Source organism: Micromonospora sp. NPDC005686 (genome assembly GCF_042871665.1).
Lineage (GTDB): Bacteria > Actinomycetota > Actinomycetes > Mycobacteriales > Micromonosporaceae > Micromonospora.
Genome location: NZ_JBIAIY010000002.1, coordinates 219366 through 237095 on the forward strand (window position 1 = coordinate 219366; position 17730 = coordinate 237095).

Sequence of the window (17730 nt, forward strand, 5' to 3'; positions counted from 1 at the left end):
CGCGGGCTACTTGAGGATCAGGCGGTTGGTCTGCTCGAACACGTCCAGGTCGGCGAGCGTCTCGGGCACGCTCGACGACAGCGGGTGCGGGAAGTCCGCCGGACGGAAGAACCTGGCGTCGGTGGTCTCGTCGGTGAACCGGGCCAGCTCGCCGTCCCACTCGTCGACCCGGAACGCGGTGGTGAAGACCTGGTACGTGTGCCCGTACATGTTGGTGTGGGTGCGGTCGGGGCCGGTGTAGAGCGCGAACGCGCTCACCCGCAGCGCCCGCAGCCCGGTCTCCTCGCGGACCTCCCGGACCGCGCAGTCGGCGATCGACTCGCCGAGTTCCATGGCGCCGGCCGGCAACGCCCACTGGCCGTTGTCGGAGCGCTGGATCAGCAGCACCCGGGCGGCGTTGTCGCGCACCACGGCGCGGGCGCCGACGAACATCAGGGTGCGGTCACCGGCCAGGGCGCGAAGCTGCCCCACGTACGAGTCGGCCCACGAGATGCTCACCCGGACAATCTACGCACCGTTCGCTGCCGCCTCGGCGGTTCCGGGGGTTACGCAGATGTGACCGCCGCCACTACTTTGTCACCCATGCGTAGCACGATGATGGATGCCCCTCTCCAGGTCGCCCGGATCCTCGAACACGGCTCCACCGTGCACGGCGCGGCGGAGGTGGTCACCTGGACCGGCGCCGAGCCCCGCCGGATGACGTACGCGGAGGTCGGCCGCGCCGCGGCCCGGCTGGCCCACGCGCTGCGCGACGAGTGCGGGGTGACCGGCGACGAGCGGGTCGGCACGTTCATGTGGAACAACAACGAGCACCTGGTGGCGTACTTCGCCGTGCCGAGCATGGGCGCGGTGCTGCACACGCTCAACATCCGGCTCTTCCCCGACCAGGTCGCCTACATCGCCAACCACGCGCAGGACCGGGTGGTGCTCGTCGACACCACGCTCATCCCGCTGCTCGCCCGGGTGATCGGCGACATGACAGGCGTCGCGCACGTGGTGGTGGTCGGCGGCGGCGACCCGGAGCCGCTGCTGGCCGCGGCCGGCCACCGGATCACCGTGCACCACTGGGACGCGTTGCTGGCCGACCGCCCGGACCACTTCGACTGGCCGGAGGTGGACGAGCGCGACGCCGCCGCCCTCTGCTACACCTCGGGGACCACGGGCAACCCCAAGGGCGTCGCCTACTCGCACCGCTCGATCTACCTGCACTCGCTCCAGGTCTGCATGCCGGAGGGCTTCGGGCTCGGCCCGAACGACCGGGAGCTGGCGATCGTGCCGATGTTCCACGCGATGTCCTGGGGCCTGCCGTACGCGGCGTTCCTCTCCGGCACCTCGCTGATCATGCCGGACCGGTTCCTCCAGGCCGAGCCGATCGCCGCGATGATCGCCGCCGAGCGTCCGACGCTGGCCGGCGCGGTGCCGACCATCTGGACCGATCTGCTGGCCTACCTGGACGCGCACGAGGTGGATCTCTCCTCGCTGCGGGAGGTGATCGTCGGCGGATCGGCCTGCCCACCCGCGCTGATGCACGCGTTCCACGACCGCTACGGCATCGACGTCATCCACGCCTGGGGCATGACCGAGATGTCGCCGCTGGGCTCGGTCTCCCGGGCGCCGGCCGGCGCGACCGGCGAGGACGCCTGGCGCTACCGCTACACGCAGGGCCGCGTCCCGGCGGGCGTGACGGCGCGGATCGTCGGCCCGCTGGGCGAGCCGCTGCCCGCCGACGGGACGTCGGTGGGCGAGCTGGAGGTACGCGGGCCGTGGGTGACCGCCCGGTACATCGGCGACGACGCCCCGGAGGAGGAGAAGTTCCGGGACGGCTGGCTGCGTACCGGTGACGTCGGCACGCTCTCGCCGGACGGCTACATCACCCTGACCGACCGCGCCAAGGACGTGATCAAGTCGGGCGGGGAGTGGATCTCCTCGGTCGAGCTGGAGAACGCCCTGATGGCCCACCCGGCGGTGCTGGAGGCGTGCGTGGTGGGCGTGCCGGACGAGCGCTGGGACGAGCGTCCGCTGGCCACCGTCGTCGTCCGCGAGGGCGCCTCGGTGACCGCCGAGGAACTGCGGGACTTCCTGGGCGGCTCGGTGGCCCGCTGGCAGTTGCCGGAGCGTTGGGCGTTCATCGACGCGGTGCCGAAGACCAGCGTCGGCAAGTTCGACAAGAAGGTGGTGCGCTCGCGGTACGCCGACGGCGGGCTCGACGTGCGGGAACTGACCGCGTCGTAACGTTTCGCGGCGTACCGTCGCCTACACGGGTAGGAACGCGTTCCCAACGGACATTCCTCCCAGAGGGTGGCCCCGGCGTTCGCACCGCGCCGGGGCCACCCGTCCGTTACGGAGTGACCCGCACCGTCATTGTTGCGAAACTTGTTCGCGTCTGTCCGGCTGTCGGGGAAATCCGGCCGCCTACTCGTCGGCGGTGCTCACCAGCACCCTGCCCACCACGCTGTCCTGCACCGCCTGCTGCGCGGCGGCGGCCTCCGCCAGCGGATAGCGGTGCAGCGGCAGGCCGGCCTCCGCGCCGACCCGGATCGCGCCCTGCGCCACCGCCGCCGCGATGTCCGTGACCGCCTGGGCCTTCGCCACCTTCGGCGCGGTGTAGATCAGCACGAACTGCCAGCGCGCGTTGGGACCCATCAGCGGCCGGATCGGCAGCGTCACCTCGTCGCCGCCGTCGTCGGCGTACACACAGACCGCCCCGCCGGTGCGCAGCATCCGTACGTCGGCGGCGGCGTTGCGCGCGGCGGAGACCTCGACGATCGTGTGCACCCCGTCGGGCGCGACCTTGCGGACCTCCTCGACCACGTCCTGCTCGCGATAGTTGATCACGAAGTCGGCCCCGGCCGCGGCTGCGAGCTGCGCCTTCTCCGGGCTGCTGACCGTGCTGATCACGCACGCGTCGGCCCAGCTCGCGAGCTGGATCGCCGCGTTGCCCACCGCGCCCGCACCGCCCTGCACCAGCACCACGTGGTCGCTCAGCGCACCGGCGTGCAGCTTGTCCGGCATGAACTCACCGGCGGTCAGGCAGCGGTGCGCGGTCATGAACGGGATGCCGAGCGCCGCGCCCAGGTCGAACGAGGCCGGACCGAGCGGCACCGCGTGCCGGACCGGAACCACCGTGTACTCGGCCGCGGTGCCCCACGGCCGCTGCCACGCCGCCTCCCACACCCAGACCCGCTCACCGATCAGCGTCCGGTCCACGCCCTCGCCGACCGCCTCGACCACCCCGGCGCCGTCCTGGTGCGGGATCTGCCAGCCGGCCGGCAGCGGCCACGCCTCGCGGGCCTTCCAGTCGGTCGGGTTCACCCCCGACACGGCCATCCGCACCAGCACCTCGCCCGGACCGGGTTCCGGCACCGGCCGCTCGACCACCTGGAGCACCGAGGCGTCCCCGGTGCGCTCGTACACGATCGCCTTCATCGTCCTCCGCTCAGGGCCAAACCCACCGCTCGTCCCATCCTGCCGGATCCGCCGGACCGCCGCCGGTGGGTCGTCCGTCGCGCCCGTCCAGATGGCGAAAGTTCGCCCCACGGGATACCTGCCCGCCGGGCCTCAACGGGACAGCGGACGATCATCGACGCTGCCTAATCTGTGTGGATTGCTATCCATCGACAGTTGGGAGTACCCATGGGATTCCGTGGGCAACTGCGTCGAAGAAGCCTGGCCGCGGCGGTGGCGACTGCCGTCGTGGCGCAGCTGGCGATCTTCGGCGGTGAGGCGCTGGCGGGGGAGACGCCTCTGTGGCAGAAGGAGGTCGGGAAGATCCCGACCGCCGATTACACGCGCGACGCGAAGCTCTACATCGCCGAGTCCTGTGAGGCGCTGAGCCCGTACGTGGCGGGTGGGCTCGGCGACAGCCGGCTCGCCCCGGTGCTGGCCGACGTGCAGAGCCGGTACTTCGACGGCGCGCGACTCAAGAGCGCCGCCGACGGCACGGCCGTGTTCGATCACCTGAAGCCGTTGGAGTCGTTCCTCAAGAGCCGGCTGACCGGGGCGAGCCCGCCGAACGGCGAGGCGGAGCAGGCCCACGTCCGGGCGCTGGTGGAGACCCTCACGGGTGCGCGGCTGCTGGCGGACGCGGCGATCCAGGACGCCGAGGCGACAATCGGTCCGTTCCGGGCCAGCCCGCCCCCCGCGCCCGCCCCGGTGGGGCTGACCGAGGCGTTCGCGGACCTGGCGGCAGCCCGGACGAGCCTGGCCAAGGCCGACGAGATGCTGGTCAAGGCCAATCCGGAGCCGGCCACCATCCAGTTGACGCGATCCTGGGCCAGCGCCTTCAACGTGCTGACCCGACTGGGCATCACCTACGGTGGTGACCACGACTCCGACGGCGTGATCGACGTGGTCGAACTGCGCTTCGGTTCCAGTCCGTTGCTTGTCGACTCCGACGGCGACCGGCTCACCGACAAGTTCGAGATCACCAGGTTGGCGGGCTGGACGAGACCGAACACGGCCGACACCGACAGCGACGCGGTCGCCGACGGCGCCGAGGACGTCGACAGCGACGGGCTCACCAACCTTCAGGAACAGGATCTGGGGACCTCGCCCACCGAAGCGGACACCGACGGTGACGGCGTCAACGACGGTGCCGAGGTCGCCAAGGGGAGCAACCCCCTGGTCGCCGACCAGCCCCGCGCTCCACCGGCGCCCGGCACGGTGCCACCGATCGTGCCCGTGCCGAACGAGGCGGACACCGACGGTGACGGGTTGATCGACGTCGCCGAGGAGGAGGTCCTCAGCGACGTCAACAACGTCGACAGCGATGGAGACGGTCTCTCCGACGGCGTCGAGGTCAACGACTGGGGGATCAACCCCCTGGTCCAGGACACCGACGGGGACGGCCTGCGCGACGACTACGAGGTGGCGCACAAGGACGACCAGGGCCTCGACCCGGGCCGGCCGGACGAGCAGATCAGCAAGTGGACGTACGTTTCCGACTTCCTGCTCGGCATGTTCGCCGGCGACTTCGCGCCACGTGACTCCATCGCGTGGCTTTCCGGGAACCTGTGCTCCGGCGCGCTGAGCTTCATCCCGGTCGTGGGTTGGATCGTCGGCGGTCTCGCCGACATTCGCGACACGATCGCCGGGCTGATCCATGGTGACTGGGTCGGCGCGGGTCTGAGCATTCTCGGCGTCGTCCCCTATGTGGGTGACGCCGTGGCCATCCCGGGCAAGGCAGCACGGTTCGTCGTCCGCTTCGCGCACCGGGCCGAACAGGTCGTCCTGCTTGTCGCGACCTACGACAGCATTCCGGACAGCGTCAAGGAAGCCGCGCTCGAACAGATTCTCGGTGAGGACTGGACGGCGCTCCAGGATGCCGGTCTCGCGGCGGCCTCGGCGGGTGACGGCTTCGACGCCCTCGCGGCCCGAGCCGGCATGCTGCGGCTCGCCCGGGGGGCGCGGACCAACTTCGCCAGGCTGCGGGCTGCGTACCAGCATCCCCTGCACGTGAAGGGCCCGCGGGTCCGGTACATGTACAACTGGCAGGACGGAGAGAGCTACGTCCTCAACAATCTGCTCACGGGCGTCCGGCACCAGAACCTCAAGGTTCTCACGCCGCAGTTCCCGACCCCGAGGTCCGTTTCCCGGAAGCCGGACATCGCCGTCGAGGACCCCCCGGGCGAACTGACCCTGCACGAGGTGAAGACCGGCGTCCCCAACTACGGCGGCGAAGTGGCCGAATGTGAAAAGGATGCCTGGACGCTACGGCAGGCCAGTGTCGACGTGGTGGACGCGAACAAGCAGACGACGAAATACAAGGTGCGAGGGATTCAATGGCATTTCCTGCCGCACAACGCGTACCACACGTTGGGCCCGACACAGGAGGTGCTCGACTGCTTGATCCGCAATAACATCCCCTATACCATCCATTTCCCCGAATAGAGCTTCAGGAGGTGAACGGGTTGGGCCGGTCGCACGGCCGGCCCAACCCGGCCTTTCATGGGTGACCAACTCGTCGTCATGCGATTTGATGAAACCGGTTCGCCCGGCACCGAACTGCCGGTCGACGCCGTCACCGACAGGTTGCGCGAGGTGTTCGGGGACGACCCCGAGCTGGACCTGCCGATGGATGATGGGGACATCGTCGAGCTTGAACTCGCCGGAGAGCGAGCCGGCATCGACGGATTCGTCTATGCCGGAGCGCACGGCGTGCAGCGGGTGGTGGTCGAGTTCACCGACAGGTCCTGGGGCGAGCCGGTGCGCGCATTCCGGGAGGAGATCGCGCCCGTACTGGACGTGCTCGTCGCTCTCGCACACCAGACCGGCGCGCGCCTGTTCGACTCCGCCGACCCCGACTCGTCCAACCTCACGACGTCGAAGGCGCTGGACCTGCTCGCGCCCGCCCTCCCACCCGACGTCGGCTGAACCTCGCCGGAGCCGGCGAGGACGGCCTGCCCGGCCGGGCGGGACGGGTCACTGCGGCTGCGTCGCCCCCGCCGAGCGCTGCGCCGGCAACCCGATGGGCGCCTTGGCCGGGATGATCGTGCGGCAGCGCGTCGCGATCGGTTCCAGCAGCTCCCGCAGCCGCCCGGTGCGATCCGCGCCCAGCGCCTGCCACGGGCCCGCCGCCGCCCGGTCGGTGGCCTCCTCGACCACGCGGAACGTCTCCGTCGCGTACGGCGTGGGGCTCAGGTCGTCGGTCAGCCAGTCCTTGTCCACCAGACGCTGCTCGGCGGCGGTCCACTGCTCGTCGGTCCAGCCCCGGGCCGGCTGGTGGAACTCGCGGGACTGGTCGACCCGGCACCGCCAGGCCACCACCTCGACCGGTTCCAGCCCGGTCGTCACCAGCGCTGCCACGTGACCGTCGCCGCGGTGCTCGCGCAGCGTGGTGGCGGCCTGCCAGAGCCGGGCCAACGGGTACTCGCCCCGAGGGAGCGCGGCGTTCACCGCGCCGAGCACCCGGCCGGCGACGTCCACCCGGCCGGCCGCCTCCTCCAGCAGGTCGGCGGCCTCGACCAGGTGTGACTCGGGCAGCTCGTAGGTGAACTCGGCGAGCGCCTGCACGCCTCCGGTGAGCCGGGCACGCAGCGCCTCCTCCGGCGTGGCCAGGCGCCACACCGAGGGCAGCGCGCGGGCCACCATGGCGGGCGCGAAGCTGAAGAACGACGCAGTCACGGCCGGCGCGTCCACCGGCCCGAGCGGCGCGGCCCGGCCGGCGAAGTAGCCGCGCCAGTAGCCGCGCAGCCCGACCGCCTCAAACGCGGCGCGGGCGCGCGGGTGGAAGTAGGTCACCGCGTGGACCGGCTCGTAGAGCGTCCACATCTGCCGGGTCACCCCGGCCTCGTCCAGCGCCGCCACGTGCACCTCCGCGTCGGTGGGCAGATCACCACGGGCGGACGTGCCGCCCGTGGTGACCATGAACCTACTGCCGCTGGGTGACCGGACGGAAGCCCGGAGTGAGCTACTGCGCAGCCAGCACGTCGACGACGAAGCGCAGCGGCCCGGTCGGGCGACCGCCCGAGGCGTCGTTGCCGTACGCCAGCTCGGCCGGCAGGTCGAGCTGCACCCGGCTGCCCACCGGCACGCCGACCAGGCCCTGGTCCCAGCCCTTGATGACCTCGCCCTTGCCGATCCCGAAGGTGACCGGCTGGCCGTTGTCCCAGGACGAGTCGAACTGCTTGCCGTCCTTGTAGAAGACGCCCACGTAGTTCGTGGTGATGTTCTGGCCGGCCTTCACCGCCGGGCCGGTGCCCTTGACGAGCGTGGTGACGGTGAGCTTCTTCAGCTCGCCGGTGCCGGCCTGCACGGCCGGCTTGGTCTTGAGCGCCGGGTCGGTGCCGGCGGGCAGCTCCGGGGCGGGCATCGCGGTGGGCTCGGCCGGGGCGGTGGGGCTCGCCGAGGAACCGGCGGTGGCCGGCTTGTCGTCGTCCCCGCTGTTCAGCCAGACCAGGCCGCCGACCAGGGCCACCACGGCGAGCACGCCGGCCGCCGCACCGAGCATCGACTGCCGGCGGCGACGCGCCTCGGCGGCCTTCTTCGCGGCCAGCTGGGCGGCCAGCCGCCGCCCTGCCTTGGTGGCCGGGGCGGCCTGGTCCTCCGACCGGTTCTCCACACGCTTGCTCACGTCGACTCCCTGCAGGGTGGGTGGGTGCGCCCCCGGCGGGCCGCCGCCGAGGCCAGCGCACACGGTACCCGCCCGGAGCCCCAGCGTGCCCATACGCCCGCCACGATCCGGACACGAAGCCCGATACGGGGAAGCCGAGCCGGAGTACGGTCCGGCCATGGCGATCCTCACTGAAGAAGATCTGGCACTGCTCGGCGAACCGCAGCTCGCGCACGTGGCGACGGTCGTGGCGGCGCCCCGGCGAGGAGCGCGTCATCGTCCGCGTCAGGCGCTCTTCTTCGCCGCGGTCTTCTTCGCCGTGGCCTTCTTGGCGGCGGTCTTCTTGGCCGGTTCGGCCTTTTTCGCCGCGGTCTTCTTCGCGGGCGTCTTCTTGGCGGCTGTCTTCTTCGCCGGTTCGGCCTTCTTCGCGGGCGTCTTCTTCGCGGCCTTCTTCGCCGAGCGGGCCGACGAGATCGGGGTCGGCTCGGCCCCGCCACCGGACGGCGCCTCGCCCCGGGCCGCGCGCGCCCGCTCCACCGACGCCTTGAGCGCCGCCATCAGGTCCACCGCGGCGGCCGGCGCCGCCTCTTCCTCCTCCGGCTGCACCACCTCGCGGCCCTCGACCTTCGCGTCGATGACCTCCTGCAGGGCAGCTCGGTAGTCGTCGGTGAACGCGTCCGGCTCGAACTCCCCGGCCATCGAGTCGATCAACGAGCTGGCCATGGCCAGCTCCGGCGGGCGTACCTTCAGATCCTCGTCCAGGAAACCGAAGTCGGGCCGGCGGATCTCGTCCGGCCACAGCATGGTGTTGAGCAGCAGCACGCCCTCGCGTACCCGCAGCGTGGCCAACTGCTCCCGCTGGCGCAGCGCCACCTTGACGATCGCCACCCGTTCCGAGTCGGACAGCGCGTCGCGCAGCAGCACGTACGGCTTGGTCGCCGAGCCCTCCGGCTCCAGGAAGTACGCCTTGTTGTAGAGGATCGGATCGACCTGCTCGGCCGGTACGAACTCCAGCACGTCGATCGCGTGCGAGGTGCTCAACGGCAGGTCGGCGAAGTCGGAGTCGGTGAGGATGACCATCTCGCCGCCGCCGATGTCGTACCCCTTGGCGATGTCGTCGTAGGTGACCTCCTCGCCGCAGACCGAGCAGGTGCGCTTGTAGCGGATCCGGCCGCCGTCCTCACGGTGCACCTGGTGGAAACGGATGTCCTTCTCCTCGGTGGCCGAGTAGACCTTCACCCCGATCGACACCAGGCCGAACGACACCGCTCCTTTCCAGATCGCCCGCATTCCCGCGCTCCTCTCCCCGGTTGAAGACCAGAATCGCAAACGATCGAACGGGATGCACGCGCTTCCGTGCGCAACTACAGTCGAGAGGTGCCCGGCGCGCCGTTGAAGCCGATGCTCGCGACGACCGGGCAGCTCCCGGCCGGCGCCGCCTGGTCGTACGAATTCAAGTGGGATGGCGTACGCGCGCTCGCCGACATCTCCCGCGGCGACCGGCACTTCTACGCCCGCTCCGGCGTCGAGATCACCACCGCGTACCCGGAACTGCTCAACCTGGCCGAGCAGGTGGACGACGCGCTGCTCGACGGCGAGGTGGTCCTCTTCACCGACGGGCAGCCCTCGTTCACCGCGCTCGCCGAGCGGATGCACGTACGCAACCCGGTCAAGGCGGCGCGGCTGGCGGCGACCGTACCCGTCACGTACATGATCTTCGATCTGCTGCGGCTCGACGGCGTCGACCTGACCGCCCGGCCGTGGCGGGAGCGGCGGGCGGCGCTGGAGTCGCTCGGGCTCGGCGCCGCCCGGTGGGCGGTGCCGCCGGTCTTCGGCGACGGCCCGGCCACCTACGCGGCGGCCGGCGAGCACGGGCTGGAAGGGGTGATGGCCAAGCGGGTCGACTCGGTGTACCGGCCCGGGGTGCGCTCGCCGGACTGGGTGAAGGTCAAGCTGGAGGTCACCGCCGACTTCGTGGTCGGCGGCTGGCGCCCCGGCGCCCGCCGAATCGGCGGCCTGCTGGTCGGCGTGCCCGGCCCGGACGGACGGCTGATCTACCGGGGACGGGTCGGCGGCGGGATCGGCGCGGCGATCGAACGGGAACTGCTGCGCGAACTGGAACCGCTGCGCGCCACCGACTCGCCGTTCGTGGCCGGCGTGCCGCGCGAGGATGCCCGGGGAGCGATCTGGGTAACTCCCCGGATCGTGGTGGAGGTCAAGTACGGCCAGCGCACGCCGGACGGCCGGCTGCGCTTCCCGCGCATCCTGCGCCTGCGCCCCGACAAACCGCCCGAGGAGGTCGACGATGCCGGCTGACCGGCTCAAGGTCGAGGTCGAGGGGCGCTCACTGGACCTGTCCAACCTGGACAAGGTGCTGTTCCCGAAAGCCGGCTTCACCAAGGGTGAGGTGATCGACTACTACACGCGGATCGCGCCGGTGCTGCTGCCGCACCTGCGTGACCGCGCGCTGACCCGGATCCGGTTCCCCAACGGCGTCGACGGCGGCTCGTTCTTCGAGAAGAACGCACCCGCCGCGACCCCCGCCTGGGTACGCACCGAGAACCTGCCCGCGCCCGGGTCGACGAAAGGGCGGGAGACCATCGACTACGTGGTCTGCGACGAGTTGCCCACGCTGGTGTGGCTGGCCAACCTGGCCGCGCTGGAGCTGCACACGCCGCAGTGGAAGATCGGCGGGCACCCGGACATGATGGTCGTCGACCTGGACCCGGGCGCCCCGGCCGCGCTCAAGCAGTGCTGCCGGGTGGCGTTGCTGATGCGCGACCGGCTGGCCGACGACGGCGTCGAGGCGTACCCGAAGACGTCCGGGAAGAAGGGCATGCAGCTCTGCTGCCCGATCGCCGGCACGCAGGACGCCGAGATCGTGTCCGGCTACGCCAGGCGGATCGCGCAGGAGCTGGAGCAGGCACACCCGAAGCTGATCGTGTCGAAGATGGCGAAGAACCTGCGCCCCGGCAAGGTCTTCATCGACTGGAGCCAGAACAACGCGGCGAAGACGACTGTGGCGCCGTACTCGCTGCGGGCCCAGCCGGTGCCCTCGGTGTCCACGCCGCTGACCTGGGACGAGGTGGAGGCCGGGACGGCGGGCAAGCGGCCGTCGGCGCGGCCGTACACCGCCGGCGAGGTGCTCAGCCGGGTGGAGAAGCAGGGCGACCTGCTGACCCCGCTGCTCGACGGCGGTCCCGAACTGCCCGCCCGCTGACCCGGGTCGCTCGGCTGCTCGCCTGCCCTGGACGGACGGCTCGGACGGTTAGGGTGAGCGGACCGGTAGACAGGAGTTCCGCGCATGGCACACCAGGCAACCGTCGCCGTCGCGCCCGACGCGGTCGGATATCCGCTGCTCAGCTACCACGACGACGCGACCGGGGAACGCACCGACCTCACCGCCGCGCAGCTCGGCGAGTGGACCGCCCGCAGCGCCGGTCTGCTGCGCGACGGGTGCGGACTACGCCCCGGTGACCGGGTGGCGGTGCTGCTGCCGCCGCACTGGCGTACCGCGGCGGTGCTGCTCGGAGCCTGGTCGGTGGGCCTGTCCGTGTCGTTCCGGCCCCGCGCGCTGGCCGGTCTGCCGGTGCTGGAACCGGGCGCGGACCGGCCGTACGACGCGGTGTTCGTGACCCCGGAACGCCTCGACGACTGGCTGGAGGACGTGCCCGAGGGGACGCACCGCTACCTGGTGGGCACCGGGCCGGGCCCGCTCGCCGAGGTGCCGCCGGGCTGGCTGGACTGGTCGGCCGAGGTGCTGCGGCATCCCACCGACCCACCGGACTACGCCGCGGTGGACCCGGCCGACCCGGCGACGCCGGACGGCACCAGCTTCGGCGCGTGGCGGCGTCTGGCCGCTGAGATCGCCACCCAGCTCGACCTGCACCCGGGCGACCGCCTCGTCGTGGACCCGAGGGAGGACGAGCAGCCCGTGAAGTGGCTGCTGGCCCCTCTGTCCGCCGACGCCACAGTCCTGATCCACGCCACCCCCACCCCCACCCCCACCCCCTAGCCCGGCCCGCGCCCGCGCTCTCGTCGATCTTGCGGATCCGGCCCTCGCACTGTCCGGGTTTGTCGCTTTCGTCGGGTTCGCAAGTGCATGATCAACGAGGGCCTCTGGGGGACTGGTCCCGCTTGGTGAAACGTCTCTCCCATGAGGCGGCACGGAGGGCGGTCCGGGTGGCGGGTGGGTGGGGAATCTGGTTGACCGTGGAGGGCGGGGTGGGGCCTACTGCCCCGGTGGACCGTGGGGGTCGGGCGTGGCCGGTGGCGGGAGTGGGCGTGGACGGGACGGACGGGACGGACGGGCTGGTCCGGCGGGAGTTCGGCGAGGACGACCTGCCGGCGCTGACCGGCCTGGCGCAGGCGTGCCTCGCCGCTGACGGCGGGTTGCCGCTGTTCGGGCGTACCCCGTTGGCGCGGGCGCGGCTGCTGCAGACGCGTACCCACGGCGCCTGGTCGGGCGGCGACCTGATCGCGGCCGTCGGGGTCGGCACCGGGCGGACGGCCTCCACCGCCACCGGCCTGGTGCACCCCGCGTGGCGCGGGCGTGGGCTCGGCGGCGCGCTGCTGGACTGGGCGGAGGAGCAGGCGGGAGAAGCGGGCCTGCTGGTCACCACGGAGACGTGGAACGCGGGCGCGGAAGAGTTGTTCGCGGCGCGCGGCTACACGCGGACGTTCCTGGAGTGGGTGCTGCGGCACGATCTCGACGCGCTGCCCGAGGTCGCCGCGCCGGACGGCGTGACGGTGGAGCCTGCGACGCTGGGGCCGGAACTGTTCGCCACCTACCGCGCGTCGTTCGCCGACCGGCCCGGCTTCGTCGAGCCCGAGGCCGGCGAGTGGCTGGGCGACCTGCGTGACGACCAGGACTTCCGCCCGGAGTTGACGCTGTTGGCGCACGGACCGGACGGTGAGGCGGCCGGATTCGTCACAGTGCTCGACGACTGGATCGATCAGGTCGGTGTGGTGCCCGAGTGGCGCGGTCGACGGGTCGGCGCGTACCTCGTGGCGCGCGTGCTGCGCGGTCTCGCCGACGGGGGCGCGGACGCCGCGTGGCTCTGCGTCAACGACGACAATCCGGCCGCCGGGCTGTACCGGCGGCTCGGCTTCCGCGACTTCGGCCGCCGCGCCCGCTACCTCCGTGACTGACGCGACGCGGGAGGCCGTCCTGCGAGGGCTCGCCGCGCTGCGGGCGCAGGGCTGCCCGATCGCCGCCGACCCGCAGTGCCACGAACGCCTCGCCGACGTCGGCCTGCGCCGCTGGCGCAGCGTCGCGCGCCGGCACCGGGGGCGGCGGCTCGGCCCGGACGACCGGTTCAGGGATCTGGTACGCGGACTGGTCGCCACGTTCGAGCCGGACCGGGCCCTGGTCGGTCCGCTGGTACGCGACTACGAGTCCGTGGCGCAGGTCATCGTCGACGCCGTGACGTCGACGGACCCGCCGGGGGGTGTCGCGGACACCCATTGACGTGGTCTTATGGCGGAACGACGACGTCATTGATCCGCAGCTTTGACAACCCCGCGTCGGTACTCCTTTCATGCCTCTCTCGAAAGGCCAACGATGCACAGGAAACCGACGATCCACCTGGCCGTGCTGGCTGCTGCAGCCGCCGCCGTCCTGACCGGCGGGGGAGCCCCCGTCGCGGCCACTGCCGCGCCCGGGACCGCCTCACCCGCAGTCGCCGAGTGCGCGCCGGGCGCCGACGCGCACAGCGCCGCCCGGGTACGCGAGGGCGCCACCGTCAAGGAGCCCGAGCTCTACTCGACGAACGAGGCCAAGGCGTACGGCGTCATCAAGGACGCGCCGCGCCTGCCGAACGGCACCGTCACCGTGCCGACGGTCTTCCACATGATCGCGGACCACGAGTTGAGCGGGGCCGAGAAGGCGCGCTGGAACACGCTCATCTCGGCGCAGATGACGGTGCTCAACGACTCGTTCGCCGGTCGTACCGCGGCCGACGCGTCGAACACGCCGTTCCGCTTCTCGCTCGTGGACACCACCTGGACCGTCAACAGCGCCTGGTACACGGTGGTGCCGGGCAAGAACGAGCGGGACATGAAGAAGGCGCTCTACACCGGCGACTCCCGCACCCTGAACGTCTACGCGGCGAACATCGGTGACGGGCTGCTCGGCTGGGCGTACTTCCCCAAGGGCTACAACAACGGCCGCGACTACATCGACGGCGTGGTGATGCTCGACGAGTCGATGCCGGGCGGCACGGCCGGCAAGTACGCGCTCGGCGACACGCTGACGCACGAGGTGGGGCACTGGCTGATGCTGGAGCACACGTTCGCGCACGGCTGCTCCGCCTCCGGCGACTTCGTGGCGGACACGCCGCGTGAGGCGGCGCCGCAGTTCAACTGCCCGATCGGGGCGGACACCTGCACCGCGCCGGGGCTGGACCCGATCCACAACTTCATGGACTACACGCAGGACTCCTGCATGAACATGTTCACCCCGGGCCAGGCCGACCGGATGAGCGACGCCTGGGTCGCGTTCCGCGCCAGCGGCAAGGGCTGACCGCCAGACCGGGCGGGCCGCACCACGGCGGCCCGCCCGGCCGGCACGCCGGTCAGTCGACGCTCGGCAACGACGGTCCGAGCACGTCGTCGGCGTCCACGATGGTGTACGCGTACCCCTGCTCGGCGAGGAACCGCTGCCGGTGCGCGGCGTACTCGGTGTCGATGGTGTCCCGGGAGACGACGGTGTAGAAGTGCGCCTGCCGGCCGTCGGCCTTCGGGCGTAGCACCCGGCCCAGCCGCTGCGCCTCCTCCTGCCGCGAGCCGAACGTGCCGGACACCTGGACCGCCACCGCCGCCTCCGGCAGGTCGATGGAGAAGTTCCCGACCTTGGAGATGACCAGGGTGCGGACCTCGCCGGAGCGGAACGCGTCGAACAGCCGCTCCCGCTCCTTGTTCGTGGTGGAGCCCTGCACGATCGGCGCGTCCAGGTATTCGCCCAACTGGTGCAACTGGTCGAGGAACCCGCCGATGACGAGCACCTGCTCGGACGGGTGCCGGTCCACCAGAGCCCGCACCACCGGCAGCTTGGTGCGGGCGGTGGCCGCCATCCGGTAACGCTCCTCGGCCTCCGCCGTCGCGTACGTCAGCCGCTCGGCGTCGGTGAGCGTCACCCGTACCTCGGTGCACTCCGCCGGGGCGATCCAGCCCTGCTGCTCGATGTCCTTCCACGGCGCGTCGTACCGCTTCGGGCCGATCAGGCTGAACACGTCGCCCTCCCGGCCGTCCTCGCGTACCAGAGTCGCGGTGAGGCCGAGCCGGCGGCGGGCCTGGAGGTCCGCCGTGAAGCGGAAGATCGGCGCGGGCAGCAGGTGCACCTCGTCGTAGACGACCAGGCCCCAGTCGCGGGCGCCGAACAGGTCCAGGTGGGTGAACGCGCCGCCGCGCCGCGAGGTGAGCACCTGGTACGTGGCGATGGTGACCGGGCGGATCTCCTTGCGCTCGCCGGAGTACTCGCCGATCTCCTCCTCGGTCAGCGACGTGCGGGCGATCAGCTCCCGCTTCCACTGCCGTCCCGCCACCGTGTTGGTGACCAGGATCAGCGTGGTGGCCTTCGCCTCGGCCATCGCCGCCGCGCCGACCAGCGTCTTGCCGGCGCCACACGGCAGCACCACCACGCCGGACCCGCCGGCCCAGAACGCCTCGACCGCCTCCCGCTGGTACGACCGCAGCGTCCACGGCTTGCCGCCGTCCTTGCCGGACTCGGCCAGCTCGATCTGGTGCGCCTCGCCGTCCACGTAGCCGGCCAGGTCCTCGGCGGGCCAGCCCAGCTTCAGCAGCGCCTGCTTGAGCCGCCCCCGCTCGGACGGGTGCACCGCGATGGTGTCGTCGTCGATCTTGGCGCCGAGCATGCCGGCGAGCTTCTTGCTCTTGGCGACCTCGATCAGCACCACCCGGTCCAGCGCGCGCAGCACCAGGCCGTGCACCGGGTCGTTGGCGAGCTGGAGCCGGCCGTACCGGTCCATCGTCTCGGCCACGTCGACCAGCAGCCCGTGCGGCACCGGGTAGCGGGAGTACTTGATCAGCGAGTCGACCACGCCCTCGGCGTCGTGGCCGGCGGCCCGGGCGTTCCACAGGCCCAGCGGCGTGAGCCGGTAGGTGTGCACGTGTTCGGGGGAGCGTTCCAGCTCGGCGAACGGCGCGATCGCCATCCGGCACGCCTGCGCGTCGGGGTGATCCACCTCCAGCAGCAGCGTCTTGTCCGACTGCACGATCAGTGGTCCACCGCTCACGCCAGCGTCCTCTCGCATCGCCCGGAACCCGCCGCCCGGAACCCGGTCCGCACCCCGGCTGACCTGCCGCAGGCCGACCATCCAGTGTTGCACGCCGGAGGGTGCCGCAAAAAAGTCTCGCTGGACAGGCAACGCCATACTCGTCTCACACGTCTAGCAAGCGGGACGATTGTCCAGGGAGGGCCCATGCAGCGTGTCCGGTTTCTCGCACGGGCCACCGCCCTGGCGGTGGTCGTGCTGGTCGGTGTCGGCGCCTGTGCGCTCGATCCGCAGACGGAAGGCGCCGGGGGGAGCACCCCCGGCCCGGTCGGGCTGACGGAGGAAGCATCGGGGGCGAGCGCGTCGCCCGCGCCGGAGCAGCCGGCCACGTCCCCGTCGGCGCAGCCGAGCCGGACGGCCTCGCCGAAACCCTCCCGGTCGCCGGAGGCGACGAAGACGACCAAGCCCAAGCCCAAGCCGAGCGCGTCCGCCGGGTGCCCGCAGGGTGAGCACCAGCGGGCCGTGGAGACGTACCTGACCCGGCTGGGCGGCTTCGGGACGCTGACCGTGGACGGCGAGCAGTCCGCCGCCGACTGCGCGGCGATCAAGAAGTTCCAGATCCGGTACGAGATCAGCCCGTCCTCCGGCCGCGCCGGGCCCACCACGTACGACGTGGCGAAGCGGCTCGCCGCCACCGACACCGCGCGGTGCAAGGGCGGTTCCCGGCTCACCTTCTGCGTCGACCTGACCCGGCAGACGGTCTGGGCGATGCGCGGCGGCACCGTGGTGATGGGCCCGACAGTCACCCGTACGGGCATGTCCGGCTACGCCACCCCGGCCGGCACGTACTCGGTGGGCCGGAAGAACCCGCGCGAGTGGTCCAACCCGTACGAGGTGTGGCTGCCGTACTGGCAGCAGTTCAACGGCGGGATCGGCTTCCACGAGACCACCACCTACCTGCACGACGGCGCGATCGGCTCGCACGGCTGCGTCAACCTGCTGCACCGCGACGCGGTACGCCTGTGGGAGCTGGGCTCGGTCGGCACCCGCGTGGTGGTGATCGGCCGCCGCCCCGGCACCTGAGCCGGCCCGGGACCCGCCCGCACCCGTGTCCGGACCGCCCGGATCAGGGTTTTAACCCCTGTCCGCGCGGTCCGGTTGGTGTAACCCTGGAAGCCGGGTCCATGCCGGTACGGGGAGGGACTGCCATGACCGTTGACCAGGACGTGCTTCCCGAGGACGAACGGGCGCGGCAGCAGGAGGTGCCCACGGCGGTGGTGCTCGCCTACGCGGCCGCCGCGGCGGGGGTGTTCGGCTGGTTCCTGTTCGGGCTGCTGGTGCAGCAGCAGGGCTTCGTCGACTCGGTGGGTGAGGCGGCCGGCACCGCGTTCGCGTTGCTGCTGGCCGTGTCGGTGATCGGCACGCTGCGCCGCAACGGGGAGTAGC

General features: G+C 71.7%; 17 protein-coding genes. 11 read left to right on the forward strand and 6 right to left on the reverse strand.

The genetic code is table 11. The features are described from left to right. Positions 1-6: 6 nt before the first annotated feature. Positions 7-498: an NUDIX domain-containing protein gene (locus ACFYON_RS05005; RefSeq protein ID WP_354868021.1), complete on the reverse strand. Its 492-nt coding sequence runs from the start codon at positions 496-498 to the stop codon at positions 7-9. 99 nt (positions 499-597) lie between these two features. Here ACFYON_RS05005 and ACFYON_RS05010 point away from each other — a divergent pair, with 99 nt between their 5' ends. Next, a complete protein-coding gene (locus ACFYON_RS05010) occupies positions 598-2232 on the forward strand; it encodes a fatty acid--CoA ligase (protein WP_355047156.1) in 1635 nt (544 codons plus the stop codon). 180 nt (positions 2233-2412) lie between these two features. Here the strand turns inward: ACFYON_RS05010 and ACFYON_RS05015 are convergent, their stop codons facing one another. Beyond that, a complete protein-coding gene (locus ACFYON_RS05015; RefSeq protein WP_355047154.1) occupies positions 2413-3426 on the reverse strand; it encodes an NADPH:quinone reductase in 1014 nt (337 codons plus the stop codon). Positions 3427-3693: 267 nt separating this feature from the next. On the opposite strand from ACFYON_RS05015, the gene ACFYON_RS05020 reads away from it, so the two are divergent. Together ACFYON_RS05020 and ACFYON_RS05025 are read left to right on the forward strand one after the other, a co-directional pair. Beyond that, complete coding sequence (locus ACFYON_RS05020) at positions 3694-5889, forward strand: hypothetical protein (RefSeq protein ID WP_354868024.1); 2196 nt, start codon at positions 3694-3696, stop codon at positions 5887-5889. Positions 5890-5946: 57 nt separating this feature from the next. Beyond that, positions 5947-6372 carry a hypothetical protein gene (locus tag ACFYON_RS05025; RefSeq protein WP_355014783.1) on the forward strand — a complete coding sequence of 142 codons (426 nt, stop codon included), beginning with the start codon at positions 5947-5949 and terminating at the stop codon, positions 6370-6372. 48 nt (positions 6373-6420) lie between these two features. Here the strand turns inward: ACFYON_RS05025 and ACFYON_RS05030 are convergent, their stop codons facing one another. The 3 genes from ACFYON_RS05030 to ACFYON_RS05040 all read right to left on the reverse strand — a co-directional run bounded on the left by ACFYON_RS05030 (position 6421) and on the right by ACFYON_RS05040 (position 9340). Then, positions 6421-7269 (reverse strand): hypothetical protein, encoded by an 849-nt coding sequence (locus ACFYON_RS05030; RefSeq protein ID WP_354868438.1) that lies wholly within the window; start codon positions 7267-7269, stop codon positions 6421-6423. 139 nt (positions 7270-7408) lie between these two features. Further along, positions 7409-8164: an FKBP-type peptidyl-prolyl cis-trans isomerase gene (locus ACFYON_RS05035; protein ID WP_354868030.1), complete on the reverse strand. Its 756-nt coding sequence runs from the start codon at positions 8162-8164 to the stop codon at positions 7409-7411. A gap of 171 nt (positions 8165-8335) precedes the next feature. After that, positions 8336-9340, reverse strand: coding sequence for a Ku protein (locus ACFYON_RS05040; protein ID WP_354868033.1), 1005 nt, complete (start codon positions 9338-9340; stop codon positions 8336-8338). An 87-nt stretch (positions 9341-9427) separates the two neighbouring features. Between ACFYON_RS05040 and ligD (ACFYON_RS05045) the strand changes: the two genes are divergently transcribed. The 6 genes from ligD (ACFYON_RS05045) to ACFYON_RS05070 all read left to right on the forward strand — a co-directional run bounded on the left by ligD (ACFYON_RS05045) (position 9428) and on the right by ACFYON_RS05070 (position 14573). After that, positions 9428-10366, forward strand: a complete 939-nt coding sequence (gene ligD / locus ACFYON_RS05045) for a non-homologous end-joining DNA ligase (protein WP_354868036.1) — start codon at positions 9428-9430, stop codon at positions 10364-10366. After that, positions 10356-11270 (forward strand): non-homologous end-joining DNA ligase, encoded by a 915-nt coding sequence (gene ligD / locus ACFYON_RS05050; RefSeq protein WP_354868039.1) that lies wholly within the window; start codon positions 10356-10358, stop codon positions 11268-11270. Before ligD (ACFYON_RS05045) ends, ligD (ACFYON_RS05050) begins: the two co-directional genes overlap by 11 nt. Before the next feature lie 84 nt (positions 11271-11354). Next, positions 11355-12065: a TIGR03089 family protein gene (locus ACFYON_RS05055; protein ID WP_354868041.1), complete on the forward strand. Its 711-nt coding sequence runs from the start codon at positions 11355-11357 to the stop codon at positions 12063-12065. 269 nt (positions 12066-12334) lie between these two features. Then, positions 12335-13201: a GNAT family N-acetyltransferase gene (locus ACFYON_RS05060; RefSeq protein ID WP_354868043.1), complete on the forward strand. Its 867-nt coding sequence runs from the start codon at positions 12335-12337 to the stop codon at positions 13199-13201. Beyond that, positions 13194-13520: a hypothetical protein gene (locus ACFYON_RS05065; RefSeq protein WP_354868045.1), complete on the forward strand. Its 327-nt coding sequence runs from the start codon at positions 13194-13196 to the stop codon at positions 13518-13520. Before ACFYON_RS05060 ends, ACFYON_RS05065 begins: the two co-directional genes overlap by 8 nt. A 93-nt stretch (positions 13521-13613) precedes the next feature. Next, positions 13614-14573 carry a zinc metalloprotease gene (locus ACFYON_RS05070; protein WP_354868048.1) on the forward strand — a complete coding sequence of 320 codons (960 nt, stop codon included), beginning with the start codon at positions 13614-13616 and terminating at the stop codon, positions 14571-14573. A 52-nt stretch (positions 14574-14625) separates the two neighbouring features. On the opposite strand, the gene ACFYON_RS05075 is transcribed toward ACFYON_RS05070, so the two are convergent. After that, complete coding sequence (locus tag ACFYON_RS05075; RefSeq protein WP_354868050.1) at positions 14626-16305, reverse strand: DNA repair helicase XPB; 1680 nt, start codon at positions 16303-16305, stop codon at positions 14626-14628. A 186-nt stretch (positions 16306-16491) separates the two neighbouring features. On the opposite strand from ACFYON_RS05075, the gene ACFYON_RS05080 reads away from it, so the two are divergent. Then, positions 16492-17367, forward strand: coding sequence for a L,D-transpeptidase family protein (locus tag ACFYON_RS05080; protein ID WP_387188835.1), 876 nt, complete (start codon positions 16492-16494; stop codon positions 17365-17367). A 125-nt stretch (positions 17368-17492) separates the two neighbouring features. Further along, positions 17493-17729: a hypothetical protein gene (locus tag ACFYON_RS05085; RefSeq protein WP_269702695.1), complete on the forward strand. Its 237-nt coding sequence runs from the start codon at positions 17493-17495 to the stop codon at positions 17727-17729. Position 17730 lies beyond the last annotated feature (1 nt).

Bases quoted from the DNA above. Each gene is read 5' to 3' on its own strand.
- ACFYON_RS05010 (WP_355047156.1), top strand. From the start codon at position 598: ATGGATGCCCCTCTCCAGGTCGCCCGGATCCTCGAACACGGCTCCACC.
- ACFYON_RS05015 (WP_355047154.1), bottom strand. From the start codon at position 3,426: ATGAAGGCGATCGTGTACGAGCGCACCGGGGACGCCTCGGTGCTCCAG.
- ACFYON_RS05025 (WP_355014783.1), top strand. From the start codon at position 5,947: ATGGGTGACCAACTCGTCGTCATGCGATTTGATGAAACCGGTTCGCCC.
- ACFYON_RS05030 (WP_354868438.1), bottom strand. From the start codon at position 7,269: ATGTGGACGCTCTACGAGCCGGTCCACGCGGTGACCTACTTCCACCCG.
- ACFYON_RS05035 (WP_354868030.1), bottom strand. From the start codon at position 8,164: ATGGGCACGCTGGGGCTCCGGGCGGGTACCGTGTGCGCTGGCCTCGGC.
- ACFYON_RS05040 (WP_354868033.1), bottom strand. From the start codon at position 9,340: ATGCGGGCGATCTGGAAAGGAGCGGTGTCGTTCGGCCTGGTGTCGATC.
- ligD (WP_354868039.1), top strand. From the start codon at position 10,356: ATGCCGGCTGACCGGCTCAAGGTCGAGGTCGAGGGGCGCTCACTGGAC.
- ACFYON_RS05055 (WP_354868041.1), top strand. From the start codon at position 11,355: ATGGCACACCAGGCAACCGTCGCCGTCGCGCCCGACGCGGTCGGATAT.
- ACFYON_RS05070 (WP_354868048.1), top strand. From the start codon at position 13,614: ATGCACAGGAAACCGACGATCCACCTGGCCGTGCTGGCTGCTGCAGCC.
- ACFYON_RS05080 (WP_387188835.1), top strand. From the start codon at position 16,492: ATGCAGCGTGTCCGGTTTCTCGCACGGGCCACCGCCCTGGCGGTGGTC.
- ACFYON_RS05085 (WP_269702695.1), top strand. From the start codon at position 17,493: ATGACCGTTGACCAGGACGTGCTTCCCGAGGACGAACGGGCGCGGCAG.